This is a genomic window from Bacillus sp. CIS52 (assembly GCF_053545315.1).
This window is the reverse complement of sequence record NZ_JBIUFR010000008.1, coordinates 1-16,353: the sequence shown is the minus strand read 5'-3', so window position 1 is coordinate 16,353 and position 16,353 is coordinate 1. Positions and strand designations below refer to the sequence as shown.

Sequence of the window (16,353 nt, the reverse complement as noted above, 5' to 3'; positions counted from 1 at the left end):
CTGCGGCGCTTGATGTTTCAAGCTTTTCTTGCAGTTGAATGAATAAGGTTCTTCTCTAGCCTATGTAGCGGCAGTCCAAGTGGTGACGCAAAACAAAAAGCCCTTCTTAGAAAAGGGCTTTATACAATCCGTTGGACAGGAGCGCGAATTCTTCTATAGACAGGGATTCACCGCGCCGCTTTCCGTCAATATTCGTTTCTTGGAGAATTTCTTCGATTTGAGCTTTCTTCTCTTTTCCGCCCGGAAGATTGTTCACAAGGTTGTTCAGCAAGGTTTTCCGGCGCTGAGCGAAGCTTGCTTTAATCAACTGGAAGAAAAACGGTTCATTATCGACGTCAACCGCCGGGCCGTCACGAAGCAAGAGACGGATGACCGCGGAATCGACATTAGGCTGAGGCACAAACACCGTTTTCGGTACGGTCATGACCGTTTTGGCCTCCGTGTAGAACTGAACTGCGATGGAAAGCGATCCGTACTCCTTAGAGGAAGGATCAGCCGCCATCCGCTCAGCGACCTCTTTTTGCAGCATGACGACAATTCCTTTTAAGGGAAGATGCTCTTCCAAAAGCTTCATGATGATCGGGGTCGTTACATAATACGGAAGATTCGCCGTCACCATAATTTCATCACAATCCTGAAACTGCTCTTCAATGACGGATTTGACGTCTGCTTTCAGCACATCCTGATGAATGATCGTTACATTGTCATACGGAGACAGCGTATCATTGAGAATGGGCAGGAGGCGCTGATCAATTTCAAACGCGACGACCTTTTTCGCCCGTTTGGCAAGCTGCTCTGTCAGCGCGCCGATTCCGGGTCCGATTTCAATGACTCCGGTCCGATCCGTTATTTCCGCATGGTCCACAATTCTGTCCAATATATTTGTATCAATTAAGAAATTCTGTCCCAGACTCTTTTTAAAAGAGAAACCGTATTTTTTCAGAATTTCTTTCGTTCTGATAGGTGTCGCGATATCTTTATTGTTCATCCTGTTCCTCCTGCATCATAGCATCGAGCGCATCAATAAAATCACTTCTTTTGATTTGAAACATTTGCAGCCGTTTTTGAAGCTGTTTGCCGTTTGTATAGCCGATCTTCAGCAGGTCGCCCAATCGTTCGCGGCGTCTTTTGGCAGCCGGCCCGCCGATCAGACCGGCTTGTATTAAATCTTCAGCCGAAATCTCACTCGGCTTTGCCTCCATCTCTTCATGCACATTTTCCAGACATGCTCTGATGCTTTCAATGGATGCGTGCTCAACGCCGATGCCGCGCTTGTTCTTCGGTTTGGCAAGATGTTTGGGCAGAAATGCGTGTTTACAGCCGGGTACTGCTTCGGAAATGGTTTTCCGGATCTTTTCCCCCGGAAAATCCGGGTCCGTCAGCACGATGACTCCTCTCGTTTCCTGCGCCAGCCGAATCTGCCTGATGACTTCGTCTCCGATTGCCGAACCGTTCGTCTCAATCGTATCCGCATCAACGGCAAGTTTTATGCGCGCAGTGTCATCGCGTCCCTCGACTACAATAATTTCTTTAATTTTCATTACTTCCTCCAAAAAAACTTTTTATATCCAAAACGAAACCTTTGTTTACATGTCACGTCTAATATACTGAAAATACACTTTACCTATTATAACGAAAAAAACAGAGGGCGCAAAACCCTCTGAATGAATCGGAATTAATTTAAAATTTTTATTTTGACCTGTTTCTTTCCCCAGCGGTATGCCGAAGATTTTTCAGGGAAAAAGACATCAATCCGTCTTCCTTTAATGGCTGAGCCCGTATCTGCGGCCACAGCATCCCCGTATCCGTCTACGTGGACTCTTGTGCCGAGCGGAATGACGCTTGGGTCTACCGCAATGACCTTGGCATTCGGATTGCTTGTCAGGTTAACGCCTGTAGCCGTATGGCCGGAACAGCCGCTGCAGCTTGCGGTATATGCCGTGGAAGACACGGTAATCACTTTACCGGAAGATCCGGTTTCACCCGAAGATGCCTTCACCGGTGCACTGAGCTGCTCAATCTTGGGACTGTGCCGCTTTGTGCCGACCGCAATGATCTGATCTTTGCTTTTTTCAGATGTTTCTTCTTTGACAAGCTTTCTTGATACTTCTTTTCCATTTTCTTTGACAACATGAAAATGCTTTTTAAGCTTGCCTTCTTTTCCTTTTTGAACGATCTTTTCTTTCCCGTTGTCGAGAGACGCATCCTCTTTTTCTTTCACTCGATACGCTATTTTTTCCTCAACTACATCGGTGACTTTTTCGATACGAGTGATTTGTATGCCGGCCTGATCTTTTGTGAGCTTTTCGTGTAATGCCGGTTTTACTTTATCTTCGTCTTTCATGTCCATCTTATGCTGCGTTAAAAAGTCAGCGACCGTAGTCGAAGTCGTCCATATTTTCTTTTTCTTTCCCGCATCATTTACAGTGACCTGAAAAGCCGGGTCGACCGTGACTTTCATGCCGTTTGTCACTTTCGTATCTGCTGCTGGATCTATTTTATCGTGCTGATTCACAGGTGTATGCTGTTCGTTCAGAAATGCGCCGACTGTTTTTGCCGTTGACCATAAAGTCTTTTCTTCTCCGCCTCTTGTCACACGGATCTGCTTTGCAGCATCATACACGACATTCATGTTCTCAGCCAATGCTGTCTGCTTAGACGGGGTAATCCGGTCTTCATTTCTTGTCTCTATATGTAAATCTTCCAGAAGTTCCCCAACCGTTTTTGCATGAGTGCGTATTTGCTTTTTCTTGCCGTTGATAGAAACAGAGACTGATTGTTTTGAGAGCTCATGTGCCCCGTATGCAGTCCCGGTTCCGCCCAGCAGAATAATAGCTGCAATAAGAATAACCTTGCTTTTACCAAGCTTTACGGAAAACAGTTTTTTCATTTTTTGTGTGATGAAAAACGCCTCCTTCTCCTCGGAGAGATTATATAGAGTATCTAAAATGCTGTCAACCCTCCCATCTCGAAGATCAAAAACCTTCAGCGTATCCCTCATTATGCAAAAACAAAGCAAAAAAAGGAAGAGAGACATATCGACAACCTATCTTATGAGAAGAAGGAAGCTTGTAGAACCGTTTTACATATCCACTGAATCGGACAAGCCTTTACACGTTACGACAGCGCATTTTGTCAGTTCATGCGGAAAAGTCTTTTTGCGTTTTCGGTTGTTATCGAAGCAATTTCTTCATACGTCAGTCCTTTTAATTCCGCGAGCTGTTCAGCAACATATTTCACGTAGCTTGGCTCATTTCGTTTGCCGCGGAAAGGATGGGGTGTCAGGAAAGGACAGTCAGTTTCGATCAGCAAACGGTCATTCGGAATTTCCTTTGCCACTTCTTTTGGTTTCTTCGCATTTTTGAAGGTAACCGGTCCTCCGAATGAGATATAGAAATTCATATCCATACACTGCCGCGCAACCTCCGCGCTGCCCGTAAAGCAGTGCATAATGCCGCCGACTTCTTCCGCTCCCTCTTCTTTCAAAATCGTGACAACATCCTCGGTTGCATCACGGTTGTGAATGATAATTGGAAGGTTCACTTCTTTGGCAAGCGCGATTTGTTTCCGGAATACCTCTTTTTGGATATCCTTCGGTGATTTGTCCCAGTGATAGTCAAGGCCCATTTCTCCGATTGCCACGACTTTTTCATGAGCAGACAGTTCCTTAATCCATAATAAATCTTCCTCTGTCATGTCAATTGCGTCTACCGGATGCCAGCCGATCGCAGCGTATATAAAGTCATATTCCTCAATCAGCTCCATTGCACGCGTGATGGTAGGTTTGTCGAATCCGACAACGACGATTCGTTCAACTTTTTCAGCCTTTGCACGCGCAATGACTTCTTCTAAGTCTGTGTCGAATTGCTCGGCGTTTAAGTGTGCATGTGTATCAAAAAGCATCATAAAAACTCCTTTCTTGTTGAAAAACAAAAGGTGTTCGACGAAATGTTACACGTGAAACACCTTTTGCATCTATTATTTAATTCTGGTGCCTTTCGGTAATGACTGGTCGACAGCTACAACCTTAAGGACGCCGTCAGATTCTCCTGCCAGTATCATCCCTTGAGAAAGCTCGCCTCTCAGTTTTACCGGTTTTAGATTCGTTACACAAATGATCTTCATTCCCACAAGCTGATCCGGTGTGTAATGCTTCGCGATACCTGATACGACTTGGCGCTGTTCAAAGCCCAGATCAATTTGCAGCTTCAGCAGACGGTCCGCTTTTTTTACCGGTTCTGCGGACAAGACTTCTGCGACGCGAAGTTCTGTATCCATAAATTGATCAAACGTAATTTCCGGAAGATGCTCTGCTTCTTGCGGCTCTTCTGTTTTTTCTTCTTTCACAGGAGCAGGCCCTTGCATTTTTTGCTTGATGTAAGCTACTTCCTCTTCAGCTTCAAGACGTGGGAAAAGCGGCTCCCCTTTTTTCACTTTCGCGTTCTTTAATTGGCCGAATGTCTGGATGCTGTCCCAAGCTTTAAGAGACTGATCCTCAATCCCGAGCTGAGCAAACATTTTTTCAGGCGTCTGCGTTAAGAAAGGCTGAAGCAGTACGGCCGAAATACGCAATGATTCAGCTAAATGATACATGACAGAGCGTAATTCTTTTTGTTTTTCCGGATCTTTTGCCAGCACCCACGGAGCAGTTTCATCAATATATTTGTTCGTACGGCTGATTAATTGCCATAGTGTTGATAAAGCCACTGAAAACTCCATGTTTTCCATTGCCTTTTCATATGCTTTAACTGTTTCACCGGCTACAGAAGAAAGCTCTGAATCAAAATCGGTCACATTTCCTTCATATGAACCAATCTCACCGTCAAAATACTTTTGGATCATAGCGACTGTACGATTCAGAAGGTTTCCTAAGTCGTTTGCCAAGTCATAATTAATCCGTTCTACAAAACCTTCCGGCGTAAAGACACCGTCTGAACCAAACGGCACTTCGCGAAGCAGGTAATAGCGAAGCTCATCCAAGCCGTAGCGTTCAATCAGTGTTACCGGATCAACGACATTTCCTTTTGATTTCGACATTTTTCCGTCTTTCATCAATAACCAGCCATGCGCGAATACTTGCTTAGGGAGCGGGAGATCAAGCGCCATCAGCATAATCGGCCAGTAAATGGTATGAAAACGGACAATTTCTTTACCGACAAGGTGTACGTCAGCAGGCCAGTACTTTTTGTAAAGCTCGTCATTTTCCGTATCGTAACCGAGCGCCGTAATGTAGTTGAACAATGCGTCAATCCATACATACACGACATGCTTCGGGTTTCCCGGCACTTTTACGCCCCAGTCAAACGTCGTTCTGGAAACGGCCAAATCTTCAAGCCCCGGTTTAATGAAATTGTTAATCATTTCATTTTTGCGTGATTCAGGCTGGATGAAGGAAGGATTGTCCTCATAAAACTTCAGCAGGCGGTCTGCATATTTGCTCATGCGGAAGAAGTATGACTCCTCTTTGATTAATTCGACTGGATGGCCGCTGTCCGGGCTTTTTCCGCCGACAACCTCGCCCTTTTCATTTCGTTCCACATCCACCAGCTGTGTTTCAGTATAGAATGTTTCATCAGGGATGCTGTACCAGCCCTCATACTCATCCAGATAGATATCACCATTATCAAGAAGCTTTTGGAACACTTTCTCAATAATTTCTTTATGCCGGCTTTCCGTCGTCCGGATGAAATCATCGTGAGAAATGTCGAGCTGCTTCCATAGTTTTTGGATCTCAGCCACGGCACGATCCACATAAGCCTGAGGTGTGATATTCTCTTCCTCCGCTTTCTGCTGGATTTTTTGTCCGTGTTCATCCGTTCCTGTCAGGTAGCGTACGTCAAATCCTTTTAATCTTTTGTAACGCGCCATCGCATCGCCGGCCACGGTAGTATAAGCATGGCCGATATGTAATTTTCCGCTCGGATAATATATCGGGGTCGTAATATAAAAAGTATTATTGTCTTGCGGCATGTTGCAACCTCCCATTCAGAATGTCGAAAAGCTCACGCCCAAAGGACGAGAGCGGTTTTATTTGATATACAATATTGATATTTGTCCTCTATCTATGATACCATCTTAGCCTTTAAGATCAAGGATATATACGTACTGCGCGTAAAAGAGTAAATAAAATTAAAAATTTTTATTGAAATTAAAAAAAGTCTTAACATGTCGAAATTTGTCGTATATAATCTACTAATATAAAACATCTTGGTTCGAAAGTCTTGATTTAAAAGGATTTTCAGTAGGATAATAGGTTCGAAAAAGCAGTCAAAAAGCCTGTTATTTCAGGATTTCCAAGGCTTTACTTACTATAAGAACTAATTCTTACAATCAATAGTAAACAAAAAGATTGACGATTATTGGAAACCTTGTTATGCTAGGAATGTAAGGAATTTTGTCGAATAATGACGAAGAAAAATATAAACTACAAAATAATTATCTCTCGGGAGGAGACTGTTAATGAAATCTACTGGTATCGTACGTAAAGTTGATGAACTTGGACGCGTAGTTATCCCTATCGAACTTCGCCGTACACTGGGCATCGCAGAAAAAGACGCTCTTGAAATTTATGTTGATGATGAAAAAATCATCCTGAAAAAATATAAACCAAACATGACTTGCCAAGTTACTGGTGAAGTTTCTGATGATAACCTTAAACTTGCCGGCGGCAAATTGGTACTCAGCAAAGAAGGCGCTGAGCAAATCATCTCTGAAATTCAAAATCAGCTTCAAAACCAAAAATAAGTTATTTCATACAAAAACCGTTCTTGTTACGATACAAGAACGGTTTTTTTTATGATTGAATGTGATAAGCGTCATAAATCTCGCGTTTCGGAACGTTCCGATCTACCGCTGTTTGTTTTATGGCCTGTTTGGAAGATGCTCCTTCGTTTATGTAATGCTCCACATGCTCTTTCTCAGAAAGCTCCGTCCACCAAGGCTTGTCATCTTCATCCGGTTCAGTGGCTTGATTGCCTTCGACAACGAGACAGAACTCACCGCGGATTTGATCTTCATTTGCCCATTCAAGCACCTCGGCGATGGTTCCTCTGATGAATTCCTCGTACTTTTTCGTTAATTCTCTCGTGACGGCGATGTTTCGATTTCCCAAAACGTTATGCATGGCGGTTAATGTTTCTTTTAATCGGTGCGGCGCTTCGTAAAAAATCATCGTTTCCTGGCGTTTTTTCAGGATTTCGAGTTCTTTCTTCTTTTCTTTCTTCTGTCTGTTTAAGAATCCGTAGAAGAAAAACGGCTGCGGGGTGATGCCTGATGCGGTCAGCGCAGTTAACGCCGCATTTGCACCGGGAAGCGGTACGACATAACCGCCGATTTGGGTAAAATCTCTTACAATCTCAGCCCCCGGGTCGGAAATTGTCGGCATACCGGCGTCACTGACCAAAGCCACATTCTTTCCGTTTTTCAGCCATTCAATAATTTTATGGCCGCTGCTTTCTTTGTTGTGTTCATGATAACTGGTAAGAGATGTTTCTATATCATAGACGTGGCACAGCTTTTTCGTCTGTCTCGTATCTTCGGCAGCTATGACATCGACCGATTTCAGCGTCTCCACTGCACGAAAGGTCATGTCCTCCAAGTTGCCGATCGGTGTAGGAACAAGATAAAGGATTCCCATTTCAGATTTTCCGTTAAAACTCATCTGGCGACTTAACATATACAGCCTCCTTGCTGCTTCGTTTTTCTTCTATATATTGTTCTTTTTTCTTTCGGGTCAGCTGCTTAAAACGGTATTCCGCCTGCATGGCTTCCCGTTTTGTGTCAAATGATTCCGCATGGCATAACGAAACCGGCCTCCGCGCCCTTGTGTACTTCGCGCCCTTTCCCTCATTGTGGGTTTTCAGCCGTTTTTGCAGATCATTTGTATAACCGGCGTAAAGACTGTTGTCATTGCACAGCAGCACATAAAAGAAATGACTATTTGTCTCCATATAAAATCGTGCGGATCTCTTTCGTATATTCATTTTGTTCATCATATACAAACAGCGGAGGAAGAATTTTGAGATCAGGGCGGCCGCCTTTAATTCCTTCAACCAAAATAGTGTTCGCTTCTTTTCCTTGTTTCGGATAGATAAACTGAACCCGTTTCGGTTCTATTCGGTACGCTTTCATTAATTCAAAGATTTCCAAAAGCCGGCCCGGCCGATGAACGAGCGCGGCTTTTCCGCCTTGCTTCAACAGTTTGCTGCTGACGGAAATTACATCTTCAAGCGTGCAAAGAATTTCGTGCCTTGCGATTCTGAGATGTTCGTTCAGGTTCTGCTCAGCCTCTTTCGGTGTTTTAAAATAAGGCGGATTGCAGGTGACAACATCATATTTATTATGTCCGAGTCTTTCCGGCATATTTTTCAGATCATCATGAATGAGTCTGATCTGATCGTCCAGCCCGTTGTATTCCACGCTTCGGAGCGCCATATCATACAAACGCTCCTGAATTTCAACCCCGGTGATATCCGCCTTTGACCTTGTACTAAGCAGAAGCGGCACAATTCCATTCCCCGTACATAAATCAACGATGTTTCCCTTTTGAATCGGAACGTATGCAAACTTTGACAGCAGCACGGCATCTAATGAAAAAGCGAAAACCGTCGGGCTCTGTACAATTTTCATGTCCTCTGCTAATAAGTAATCCAATCTTTCATCATCACGTAATGAAACCATAATCTTATTCCTTTCGGCACTCTTTGAAAAAGGCTTCCGACATCAGCGGAAGCCTTTTCCTCATTTTTTATTTAAGAAGGACAGACAAAAAAGGCAATCTCCCTTGCGGACGCTCCCATAATGGACGTTGCAAATATGAAAGCCTTCTTGATACAGCCGGGCCAGATTATCGTACCCTTCTCCTATATCACTTTGCTCTGCCTTCTGTGTTTTTGTTTCTTTCTGATCGGCTTTGAATTGCTCAATTTGCTCTGTCGTGTCATCAAGCCGCTTACGCAAATGCTTGTTTTCAAGCTGAAGATGGTGATTCTCTTCAATCATTTCGCCGATATGCTGCTTTAAGTCACCCAGCTGACGGTACAGCGAACCGATTTGTTCCTCCAGGTTTATGACAGTATCAAATAACTCTTTTTTATCCAAGGTTCCACACCTCGTTAATCTGTGGTTTGTGCGGATACGACGCCCTCTTCCAAGAGCTCTTCCCAAGTATATTCTATCACTTTTTCACGATTCTTCAGTTCCACCTGAAGCACCCGTTCCAGAATATTAAGACCGACAACCTTTGCGGGGCCGTTTGCCGTCGTAATCATTTCGCCTAAATCCGGCAGCTGTTCTTTTGCCGTCTCATACTCATCATTTTCGTACTTTAAACAGCACATCAAACGGCCGCACAGACCGGAAATTTTCGTCGGGTTCAACGATAAGTTTTGATCCTTTGCCATTTTGATGGATACCGGTTCAAAATCACCGAGGAACGTGGAGCAGCAAAGCATTCTCCCGCACGGGCCGATACCGCCGAGCATTTTCGCCTCGTCCCTCACACCGATTTGGCGCAACTCGATTCTTGTTTTAAAGATAGAAGCCAAGTCTTTGACCAATTCCCTGAAATCAACCCGTCCGTCAGCCGTGAAGTAAAAAATGACTTTATTGCGGTCAAACGTAAACTCAACATCAACGAGTTTCATATCTAAGCCGTGGTCAGCTACTTTTTTCTGACAGACTTCAAAGGCGGACAGGGCCTCTTGTTTATTTTCTTCTACAATGAGAAGATCGCGTTCATCAGCAACGCGAATGACCTTTCGAAGCGGAAGCACAACATCATGCTCGTCCACTTGTTTATTTGCGATGACAACCTGCCCGTATTCGACACCTCTTACAGTTTCAACAATGACGCAGCTGTCCTGTTCTATATCAAATCCGTTCGGATCAAAATAATAAATTTTTCCCGCTTTTTTAAAGCGGACGCCTATTACGTTGTACAAGCTTATCCCTCCTGCAACGTTAACACCAAGTGCTCCATTAATCCCTGTGTATTCACATTGGAATGAAGCCGTTTTTTTGCTTCTAAAACAGCGAGAATTTGGTTCGTAACGCTTTCTTGTGTAAATTGCAGCGCATGCTGTTTTATTGATTGGAATAAGTCTTGATAAATCAGTTTATCTTCATTTCCAATTTGGATGGATAATACATCACGGTATATCAATAAGAGCATATCAAGACCCATTTCTTGATGGGTTTTTTCTTTGAAAAAGGGCACCCACTGATCCTGAATGAAGAAAAAGGCATGTCCTTTCCGCTGATGTAAGACTTCATACAATTTTATCACTTTCGCTCTGGACTCTGCAAACTCATCATTTCGACTTAATTCGACTGCTTCCGCAATATTATTTGTCATATTTGCTAAGAGTCTGGCCATGTGAGGGCTTACTTCCTGTTCAACCAGCCTTTCTTCTATTGCTTTCGGCTGAAGCGGCTGAAACGGAAGAACCTGGCATCTCGAAACGATGGTATCCAATATTCTGTGGAGCTGCTCAGTAATCAGAATAGCGATAGTGTCTTGACTCGGCTCCTCTAAAAATTTCAGCAGACTGTTTGCCGCATTTGTCGTCATTTGATCCGCATGGGATATAATGTACAGCTTTTTATGCGATTCCAGTCCTGTTTTAGAAAACTCCTCCTGAAGCGATTGGATCTGAGCTTTTTTAATGGATAATCCGTCGGGCTGAACCACATGCAGGTCGGGGTGGTTTCCGGAATCAATACGCTTGCAGTTCCGGCACTCCCCGCAAGGCTCAGTCCCGTCTTCAAGGCAAAAAAAGCTTTTTGCGAGAAGCAGTGCGGCATCCAATTTGCCAGTACCTTTTTTGCCTTCAAACAGATATGCGTGAGAAAGCCTTTTCTTTTCAATGCTATTATGCAAAAGACGCATTACTCTGGGCTGCTGCCCGGTCATTTCCTTCCATGATATTGCCATTGTATCACTCTCTATGTGTAAAGGTTAATCAATAAACCTTTTATTTCTCCGATTCGATCCAGCAAATCAATTGCCGGTTTTTCCTGATCTAACATCTCTTCCGTCAGCTGGAGCAGCTTTTCATCTATTTCTTTCACAAGCCCCAAGGTCCGGCTGCTGCCGTACATGTCAAAGCTTTTCGTCGTTTCATGCGATAATCCGCTGTCAACGGCCTCTTTCACAAAACGTTTTATCAATCCTTTGAATTTCGCTAAGTCTTTGAAGTTCCTCGACTTCGTCAGTCTTTTCCCGAACGTTTCTATATCCGTTAAGAACCTGCTCAGCTGGTCAAATTTCAGCTTGCTGCTTTGGCTGTCCATTGAACTTTTAAACGTCCCGGAAAGCTCTGCCGCTTTATAAGCAGGCTGCTGCTTTTTCTCAATAAATGTGCGTAAGTCAGAATTTATTTTCACGTCGTCAAATCCTTAAAATTGATGAAATTCATCGACCGGAAGGACAAAGACCGTCGCTCCGCCGACTTCCACTTCGACAGGATAAGGAACGTAAGAATCCGCATTCCCGCCCATCGGGGATACCGGGGCAATCATCTGATCACGTTTACAGCCATTTTCTTTAATGAGGCTGAGCGCTTTATCGACACGGATATCCTCCACCCCGATCATAAACGTCGTATTGCCTGATTTAAGAAATCCGCCTGTTGTCGCAAGCTTCGTCACCCTGAAGTTGTGGTCGGTTAATACTTTCAAAAGTCTGTTGCTGTCTTGATCCTGCACCACTGCCACTATTAATTTCATTCTATAGGCCCCCTTTAGGTTGGAAAGAACATGGTCGTTACATTCATTATATCAACTTATGAGAAACAGGTCACAACTGAATTTTTTTCAATGTTTCATTTATCACCTGAAGTACGTCCTGAATGACGAGTTCCTTCTTTTTCGATGCGTCGATTGTATGAAATCTTTCCGGAAAAAGCTGCATCACCTTTTGATATCCTTCCCGAACTTTCGTGTGAAAGTGCAGGGCCTCAAGATCAAGACGATTCTTTTCTCTTGAATCATTCGACGTAATCCGTTTCAGCCCTTCTTCCGGATCGATAGAAAAATAGATAGTGACATCAGGCATCGTATCGCCGATTGCAAACTGGTTAATAGAAAGCACTTCATCAATGCCGAGCCCTCTCGCATAGCCTTGATAAGCCAGCGAACTGTCGATAAAACGATCGCACAGCACAATGCGTCCTTCTTCCAATGCAGGCTGCACCTTCTCGGCTAAATGCTGTCTTCTCGCAGCGGCGTAGAGCAGCGCCTCCGTTTTTGCATCCATCAGTGTATTGTTTTTATTTAAGATCACTTCTCTGATCTGTTCCGCAATGTCGATGCCGCCCGGTTCTCTTGTCGCTGTTACCGGAAGCCCCTTTGCCGACAGAATCTCTTTCACTTCCTGAAGCACAGTCGTTTTCCCTGCACCTTCAGGACCTTCAAATGTAATAAATAAACCGCTCATGATTTCTCCTCTTCTGTATAAACAAGTAGTTGTTCCCCGTTTAACAAGCCTTGAATATGCGCGTCCATGCCGATTAAACGGGAAAGCTTTTGTACGATCTCTTCTGTTATCCGTTCTCCGTCCATGATCAGCGGAATTCCCGGGGGATAGGGAATAATATTCCCCGCGTGCAAGCGTCCGGCCGCCTTATTTATATCCGTAAGCTCTTTTGTAAACTTCCGTATCTCATTTTGCGGATATTCAAGTGTCGAAATGGACGGAAAGGTCCAATTCACGGTATCCGGCAATTTATCGGGCGGTGTATTCTCCAGTTTCCTCTGTATGTTTCTTACGGTTTCCTGTTCTATCATCCGCCGGCCGCCTATCGGCAGGACGAGCAATACTTGGTACTCGTCAGCCAGCTCGGCAACAATGCCTTCACTCTCCAACATACTTTGTAATGAATAGCCGGAATGTCCGAGCTTTGACCGAAGAATGAATTTTAACGGATCCGCCCTGAGCCCAAATCCGGAAGGTTCGATCATTTCAATAGAAGAAATTGATGCGAACATTCGTTTGATTTGTTCAATATGCGCCATATGACCGGGGAGTGTCCCTTTTTCAGCGATATCCTGAACATAAGCGCGCGCCGTATCTAAAGAGGCCATTATCGGATATGACGGGCTGCTGCTTTGCAAACTGCTTAAATAATAGGTTAATCGATCTCTGTCAATGCGGGTGCTGTTTAAATGAAAGTAAGATCCCATCGTCATAGCCGGAAGCGTTTTGTGAGCCGATTGAACAACGGCATCCGCCCCCATATCCAATGATGATGGCGGGAACGGTTCACCTAACACAAAGTGAGCGCCATGAGCCTCATCCACCAGTACAGGAACGCCGTATGAATGGGCTTTGTTAACTGCCGCGGTCAAATCGGCAGCATGACCGTAGTAAGTCGGATTAGTCAGAACAAGGCCTTTCGCATTCGGATATGACGCTAACGCTTTTTCAATGACCGGAAGGGGTACATGGGCCGGAACATGCATGTTTTTATCAATTTCCGGCGCTAAATACACCGGCTTGGCTCCAGCCATTGCCACCGCATGGAAAACAGACTTGTGACAATTACGCTGGATCAGAATGGGTTCGCCCGGTTCACAAACAGCTAAAATCATTGCCAGATTGCCGGCAGTCGTTCCATTGACGAGAAAGAAGCTTTCCCGAGAACCGTAAAGTCTGCTCAGCAAATCCTGTGCTTCCTTGATGACTCCCGTCGGGTGATGTAAGTCATCAAGCCCTGTGATCTCAGTCATATCAATAGATAAAAGAGATTGATATACAGATCTGGCTTCATCAAAAAAGACATCTCCATTGTGATGTCCCGGAACATGAAAAGAATACGTATTTCGGTGCGCATGCTTCAGCAGCGCTGTATATAAAGGTGTGTCCATATTTTAAACAAATCCTTTGCCTGTCTTTCTTATTATATCGTGCCTGTGAGCCAACTTAAAGCTAAGACTTTTTGCCAACTAGCCATTATCCCGGCCGGACTTCATATCAAGCAGTTTCTTTTTCAAATCGCCTTCCATAATCATAAGCTCCTCCTCGGCCCGCCTGCGCTTCATCCTGCCTTCTTCTTGAATAGACATGATTTCTTCCAGTGTGGTGACTAAGCTTTCCTGCACTTTTTTTAGGGTATCTGCCTCAACAAGTCCGCGCTCATTGGCTTTGGCGGTCTCGACTGTACTTGTTTTCAAAAGCTCAGCATTTTTCAGGAGCAATTGATTCGTCGTATCCGCCGCCTTCTGCTGCGCATCTGCCGCACTCCGCTGCTTCATTAGTGTCAGGGCGATGGCGACTTGATTCTTCCATAAAGGAATAGCCGTAACAATGGAGGATTGAATTTTCTCTGCCAGTGCCTGATTCGTGTTTTGAATCAGACGGATTTGCGGCGCACTCTGAAGCGTAATCTGCCTGCTCAGCAGCAGATCATGCACTCTCTTATCCAGACGGCCGGCAAACTGGCGAAGGTCATTCACTTCCTGAGCGGCCATTTGATTGTGTTCCCCTAATTCAGCTTTTCTTACCGCTTCGGGAATCAGCTTTGTTTTCAGCTCATCTAACTTTAATTCACCCGCCGCTATATACATATTTAAGTCAGAAAAGTAACGTTTATTTTGGGCGTACAGCTGATCTAGCCATTTATTATCACTCAACAGCCCATTTTTAGAAAGTTCGAGCCTTCTGCTGATACGGTCAATCTGTACACTGGTCTTTTGATATTTCGAAAGCACTTCTTGTACAGAGCCGGATACCCTTTTGAACAAACGGGCAAAGAATCCTTTGTTTTTCATCTGCAGATCATCGGGGTTTACCTGGTCAAGCTTTCTCATCAAATCAGACAGTATCTGTCCCATCTCTCCTGCATCTTTTCTTTGCACATGCTCTATCATCGTATGGGAAAATTCAAGAAGATTCGCCTGCGCCTGTGAACCAAATAGAACAATGCTTTGCATGTTCCCGGGATCCAGTTTTTCAGCGAGCTGAAGTGCCGCTTCTCTTTTTTCTTCCGGCAGCGTATCTGCAAGCTTTAGATCAGCCTGATCATTTTGAGCGCCCATGATATCATCGGAACGGTCTTTGGCCATTTCCTTCCCCCTTTCTTACTTTCTCAGTGACTGCTTTGCCATATCTAGTTCAAAATGCAGATCATCGATGTCTTCCTTCATCAGTTCATGAAGATCCTCTTCCAGCCGCCTGGCAAGCTCCGCAAGAGTCATCCTTGTCTGACTCAAGGCCATTGATAAATCTTTATTTTTTCGCGGCTGTGATGAGAGCAGAGCATACTTTTCGGTCAGCTCCACAACAGAATCAAGCGTTTGATAATAGAAACGCTCTGCCTGATAAAAACGCTTCGGCTCCTGCTTGGTGAGCAGATATATCCGCCGCGTTATCCGCAGTATCTCTGCATTCTGCTTCAGCATTTGTATACTTTTAGAGCGAAAAAGCGCCTTGCGCAATCGAACGATTTTATTTCTTGCTTCCTCAAGATTTTCCTTGATATAAGTATATTCTTTTCTTGTCAACCGGTGTTTTTTTAAAAAGAGGCGCTTCGCATTCCACAGTCCGGCCATACTGACGGCAGTTCCGCCTGCTGCTCCGTATAAAAGCGAATACAGAAAAGGCTGATGCCCTATCGTAAAAGCGGCTGTCCCCGCTAATACAAAAACTGCGCTGCCGCAAAGCATCCATTTCATATATTGAATAAACGGTTTCATATTTGGATCGACTCCTATTTATTCACTTTTATCAGTATTATCTATTACATTCCATTTCTAAACAAGTTCCTCTTCTTATCGTATCAGTTCTTTTATAAAAAGTGAAAAAACTACTCCCTTATTTTAAAGCAAAAAAAAGACCCTTTTCAGGGTTAAGAATATAATGTCGGTGTATGAAGGCTTTTCAGTTTACGAACGAAAAATTCATAATTCGGATCAGAGGTTGGAGTTGAAACTACTTTCTTCTCACACTCTAAACATATAAATTTCGTATAAATATGAATACCCCTGCTTTTTTTAGTTTCACACACAATACATGTTTCTTCATGGCTGGACGTTTCATTCATTTGTGCCCACCTCCGTATGAATAGCCTTCCCTGAAGCCATTGATTGTATACACAATTTGGACCTTTTTGAAGTTTGCAATTAGTATATGGGCGTTGCCGTATTTCGGTGTTTGTATTGTTTTTATTCAAAACAAAAAAGGCAGCTCATGATGAGCTGCCTTTACCGTATGATTGCTTGGCGGCGTCCTACTCTCACAGGGGGAAACCCCCGACTACCATCGGCGCTGAAGAGCTTAACTTCCGTGTTCGGCATGGGAACGGGTGTGACCTCTTCGCTATCGCCACCAAACCATTGAGAGTGTTCTCTCAAAAC

Annotated in this window: 19 protein-coding genes and 1 rRNA gene; 1 reads left to right on the top strand and 19 read right to left on the bottom strand. The window is 44.1% G+C overall.

The window, feature by feature from the left end; all coding sequences use genetic code 11:
* Positions 1-106: 106 nt before the first annotated feature.
* From rsmA to metG, 5 genes are all read right to left on the bottom strand, one after another.
* Positions 107-988: a 16S rRNA (adenine(1518)-N(6)/adenine(1519)-N(6))-dimethyltransferase RsmA gene (gene rsmA / locus ACH32G_RS18395; protein ID WP_016936521.1), complete on the bottom strand. Its 882-nt coding sequence runs from the start codon at positions 986-988 to the stop codon at positions 107-109.
* Positions 978-1,541, bottom strand: a complete 564-nt coding sequence (rnmV, locus tag ACH32G_RS18390; RefSeq protein WP_013350755.1) for a ribonuclease M5 — start codon at positions 1,539-1,541, stop codon at positions 978-980. Before rnmV ends, rsmA begins: the two co-directional genes overlap by 11 nt.
* A gap of 134 nt (positions 1,542-1,675) precedes the next feature.
* Complete coding sequence (locus tag ACH32G_RS18385) at positions 1,676-3,001, bottom strand: G5 and 3D domain-containing protein (protein ID WP_099744504.1); 1,326 nt, start codon at positions 2,999-3,001, stop codon at positions 1,676-1,678.
* A 134-nt stretch (positions 3,002-3,135) separates the two neighbouring features.
* Positions 3,136-3,903 (bottom strand): TatD family hydrolase, encoded by a 768-nt coding sequence (locus ACH32G_RS18380; protein ID WP_342007289.1) that lies wholly within the window; start codon positions 3,901-3,903, stop codon positions 3,136-3,138.
* A gap of 75 nt (positions 3,904-3,978) precedes the next feature.
* On the bottom strand, positions 3,979-5,970 hold the full coding sequence (metG, locus tag ACH32G_RS18375; RefSeq protein WP_448814679.1) for a methionine--tRNA ligase: 1,992 nt from the start codon (positions 5,968-5,970) through the stop codon (positions 3,979-3,981).
* A 483-nt stretch (positions 5,971-6,453) separates the two neighbouring features.
* Here metG and abrB point away from each other — a divergent pair, with 483 nt between their 5' ends.
* A complete protein-coding gene (abrB, locus tag ACH32G_RS18370) occupies positions 6,454-6,744 on the top strand; it encodes a transition state genes transcriptional regulator AbrB (RefSeq protein WP_169510469.1) in 291 nt (96 codons plus the stop codon).
* Positions 6,745-6,793: 49 nt separating this feature from the next.
* Here the strand turns inward: abrB and rsmI are convergent, their stop codons facing one another.
* From rsmI to rrf, 14 genes are all read right to left on the bottom strand, one after another.
* Positions 6,794-7,675 carry a 16S rRNA (cytidine(1402)-2'-O)-methyltransferase gene (rsmI, locus tag ACH32G_RS18365; protein ID WP_448814678.1) on the bottom strand — a complete coding sequence of 294 codons (882 nt, stop codon included), beginning with the start codon at positions 7,673-7,675 and terminating at the stop codon, positions 6,794-6,796.
* Complete coding sequence (locus tag ACH32G_RS18360; protein ID WP_047478056.1) at positions 7,650-7,949, bottom strand: GIY-YIG nuclease family protein; 300 nt, start codon at positions 7,947-7,949, stop codon at positions 7,650-7,652. Before ACH32G_RS18360 ends, rsmI begins: the two co-directional genes overlap by 26 nt.
* Positions 7,936-8,679, bottom strand: a complete 744-nt coding sequence (locus ACH32G_RS18355; RefSeq protein ID WP_045926503.1) for a tRNA1(Val) (adenine(37)-N6)-methyltransferase — start codon at positions 8,677-8,679, stop codon at positions 7,936-7,938. Before ACH32G_RS18355 ends, ACH32G_RS18360 begins: the two co-directional genes overlap by 14 nt.
* 60 nt (positions 8,680-8,739) lie before the next feature.
* Positions 8,740-9,099 (bottom strand): replication initiation-control protein YabA, encoded by a 360-nt coding sequence (yabA, locus tag ACH32G_RS18350; RefSeq protein WP_016936514.1) that lies wholly within the window; start codon positions 9,097-9,099, stop codon positions 8,740-8,742.
* Between the two features lie 14 nt (positions 9,100-9,113).
* Positions 9,114-9,941, bottom strand: a complete 828-nt coding sequence (gene ricT / locus ACH32G_RS18345) for a competence/sporulation regulator complex protein RicT (protein ID WP_004264723.1) — start codon at positions 9,939-9,941, stop codon at positions 9,114-9,116.
* 2 nt (positions 9,942-9,943) lie between these two features.
* Entirely contained in the window at positions 9,944-10,933 is a 990-nt protein-coding gene (gene holB, locus ACH32G_RS18340; RefSeq protein ID WP_016936513.1) for a DNA polymerase III subunit delta', read from the bottom strand.
* Between the two features lie 11 nt (positions 10,934-10,944).
* Positions 10,945-11,385 (bottom strand): YaaR family protein, encoded by a 441-nt coding sequence (locus ACH32G_RS18335; RefSeq protein WP_448814677.1) that lies wholly within the window; start codon positions 11,383-11,385, stop codon positions 10,945-10,947.
* 12 nt (positions 11,386-11,397) lie between these two features.
* Complete coding sequence (darA, locus tag ACH32G_RS18330) at positions 11,398-11,727, bottom strand: cyclic di-AMP receptor DarA (protein WP_004264734.1); 330 nt, start codon at positions 11,725-11,727, stop codon at positions 11,398-11,400.
* 70 nt (positions 11,728-11,797) lie between these two features.
* Positions 11,798-12,436, bottom strand: coding sequence for a dTMP kinase (gene tmk / locus ACH32G_RS18325; RefSeq protein ID WP_047478044.1), 639 nt, complete (start codon positions 12,434-12,436; stop codon positions 11,798-11,800).
* Positions 12,433-13,866, bottom strand: a complete 1,434-nt coding sequence (locus ACH32G_RS18320; protein WP_448814676.1) for an aminotransferase class I/II-fold pyridoxal phosphate-dependent enzyme — start codon at positions 13,864-13,866, stop codon at positions 12,433-12,435. Before ACH32G_RS18320 ends, tmk begins: the two co-directional genes overlap by 4 nt.
* A gap of 78 nt (positions 13,867-13,944) precedes the next feature.
* On the bottom strand, positions 13,945-15,063 hold the full coding sequence (locus tag ACH32G_RS18315) for a toxic anion resistance protein (protein WP_448814675.1): 1,119 nt from the start codon (positions 15,061-15,063) through the stop codon (positions 13,945-13,947).
* Positions 15,064-15,078: 15 nt separating this feature from the next.
* A complete protein-coding gene (locus tag ACH32G_RS18310; protein ID WP_448814674.1) occupies positions 15,079-15,693 on the bottom strand; it encodes a 5-bromo-4-chloroindolyl phosphate hydrolysis family protein in 615 nt (204 codons plus the stop codon).
* Positions 15,694-15,845: 152 nt separating this feature from the next.
* Positions 15,846-16,040 carry a sigma factor G inhibitor Gin gene (locus ACH32G_RS18305; protein WP_007409914.1) on the bottom strand — a complete coding sequence of 65 codons (195 nt, stop codon included), beginning with the start codon at positions 16,038-16,040 and terminating at the stop codon, positions 15,846-15,848.
* Positions 16,041-16,213: 173 nt separating this feature from the next.
* Positions 16,214-16,329 (bottom strand): 5S ribosomal RNA (rrf, locus tag ACH32G_RS18300).
* Positions 16,330-16,353 lie beyond the last annotated feature (24 nt).

What these genes read in the sequence shown, in the direction of transcription:
- ACH32G_RS18380 (WP_342007289.1), bottom strand. Translation starts at nt 3,903, where the DNA reads ATGCTTTTTGATACACATGCACACTTAAACGCCGAGCAATTCGACACA.
- darA (WP_004264734.1), bottom strand. Translation starts at nt 11,727, where the DNA reads ATGAAATTAATAGTGGCAGTGGTGCAGGATCAAGACAGCAACAGACTT.
- ACH32G_RS18360 (WP_047478056.1), bottom strand. Translation starts at nt 7,949, where the DNA reads ATGGAGACAAATAGTCATTTCTTTTATGTGCTGCTGTGCAATGACAAC.
- ACH32G_RS18385 (WP_099744504.1), bottom strand. Translation starts at nt 3,001, where the DNA reads ATGAGGGATACGCTGAAGGTTTTTGATCTTCGAGATGGGAGGGTTGAC.
- rsmI (WP_448814678.1), bottom strand. Translation starts at nt 7,675, where the DNA reads ATGTTAAGTCGCCAGATGAGTTTTAACGGAAAATCTGAAATGGGAATC.
- tmk (WP_047478044.1), bottom strand. Translation starts at nt 12,436, where the DNA reads ATGAGCGGTTTATTTATTACATTTGAAGGTCCTGAAGGTGCAGGGAAA.
- ACH32G_RS18355 (WP_045926503.1), bottom strand. Translation starts at nt 8,679, where the DNA reads ATGGTTTCATTACGTGATGATGAAAGATTGGATTACTTATTAGCAGAG.
- rsmA (WP_016936521.1), bottom strand. Translation starts at nt 988, where the DNA reads ATGAACAATAAAGATATCGCGACACCTATCAGAACGAAAGAAATTCTG.
- ACH32G_RS18310 (WP_448814674.1), bottom strand. Translation starts at nt 15,693, where the DNA reads ATGAAACCGTTTATTCAATATATGAAATGGATGCTTTGCGGCAGCGCA.
- metG (WP_448814679.1), bottom strand. Translation starts at nt 5,970, where the DNA reads ATGCCGCAAGACAATAATACTTTTTATATTACGACCCCGATATATTAT.
- rnmV (WP_013350755.1), bottom strand. Translation starts at nt 1,541, where the DNA reads ATGAAAATTAAAGAAATTATTGTAGTCGAGGGACGCGATGACACTGCG.
- ACH32G_RS18320 (WP_448814676.1), bottom strand. Translation starts at nt 13,866, where the DNA reads ATGGACACACCTTTATATACAGCGCTGCTGAAGCATGCGCACCGAAAT.
- ACH32G_RS18305 (WP_007409914.1), bottom strand. Translation starts at nt 16,040, where the DNA reads ATGAATGAAACGTCCAGCCATGAAGAAACATGTATTGTGTGTGAAACT.
- ACH32G_RS18315 (WP_448814675.1), bottom strand. Translation starts at nt 15,063, where the DNA reads ATGGCCAAAGACCGTTCCGATGATATCATGGGCGCTCAAAATGATCAG.
- holB (WP_016936513.1), bottom strand. Translation starts at nt 10,933, where the DNA reads ATGGCAATATCATGGAAGGAAATGACCGGGCAGCAGCCCAGAGTAATG.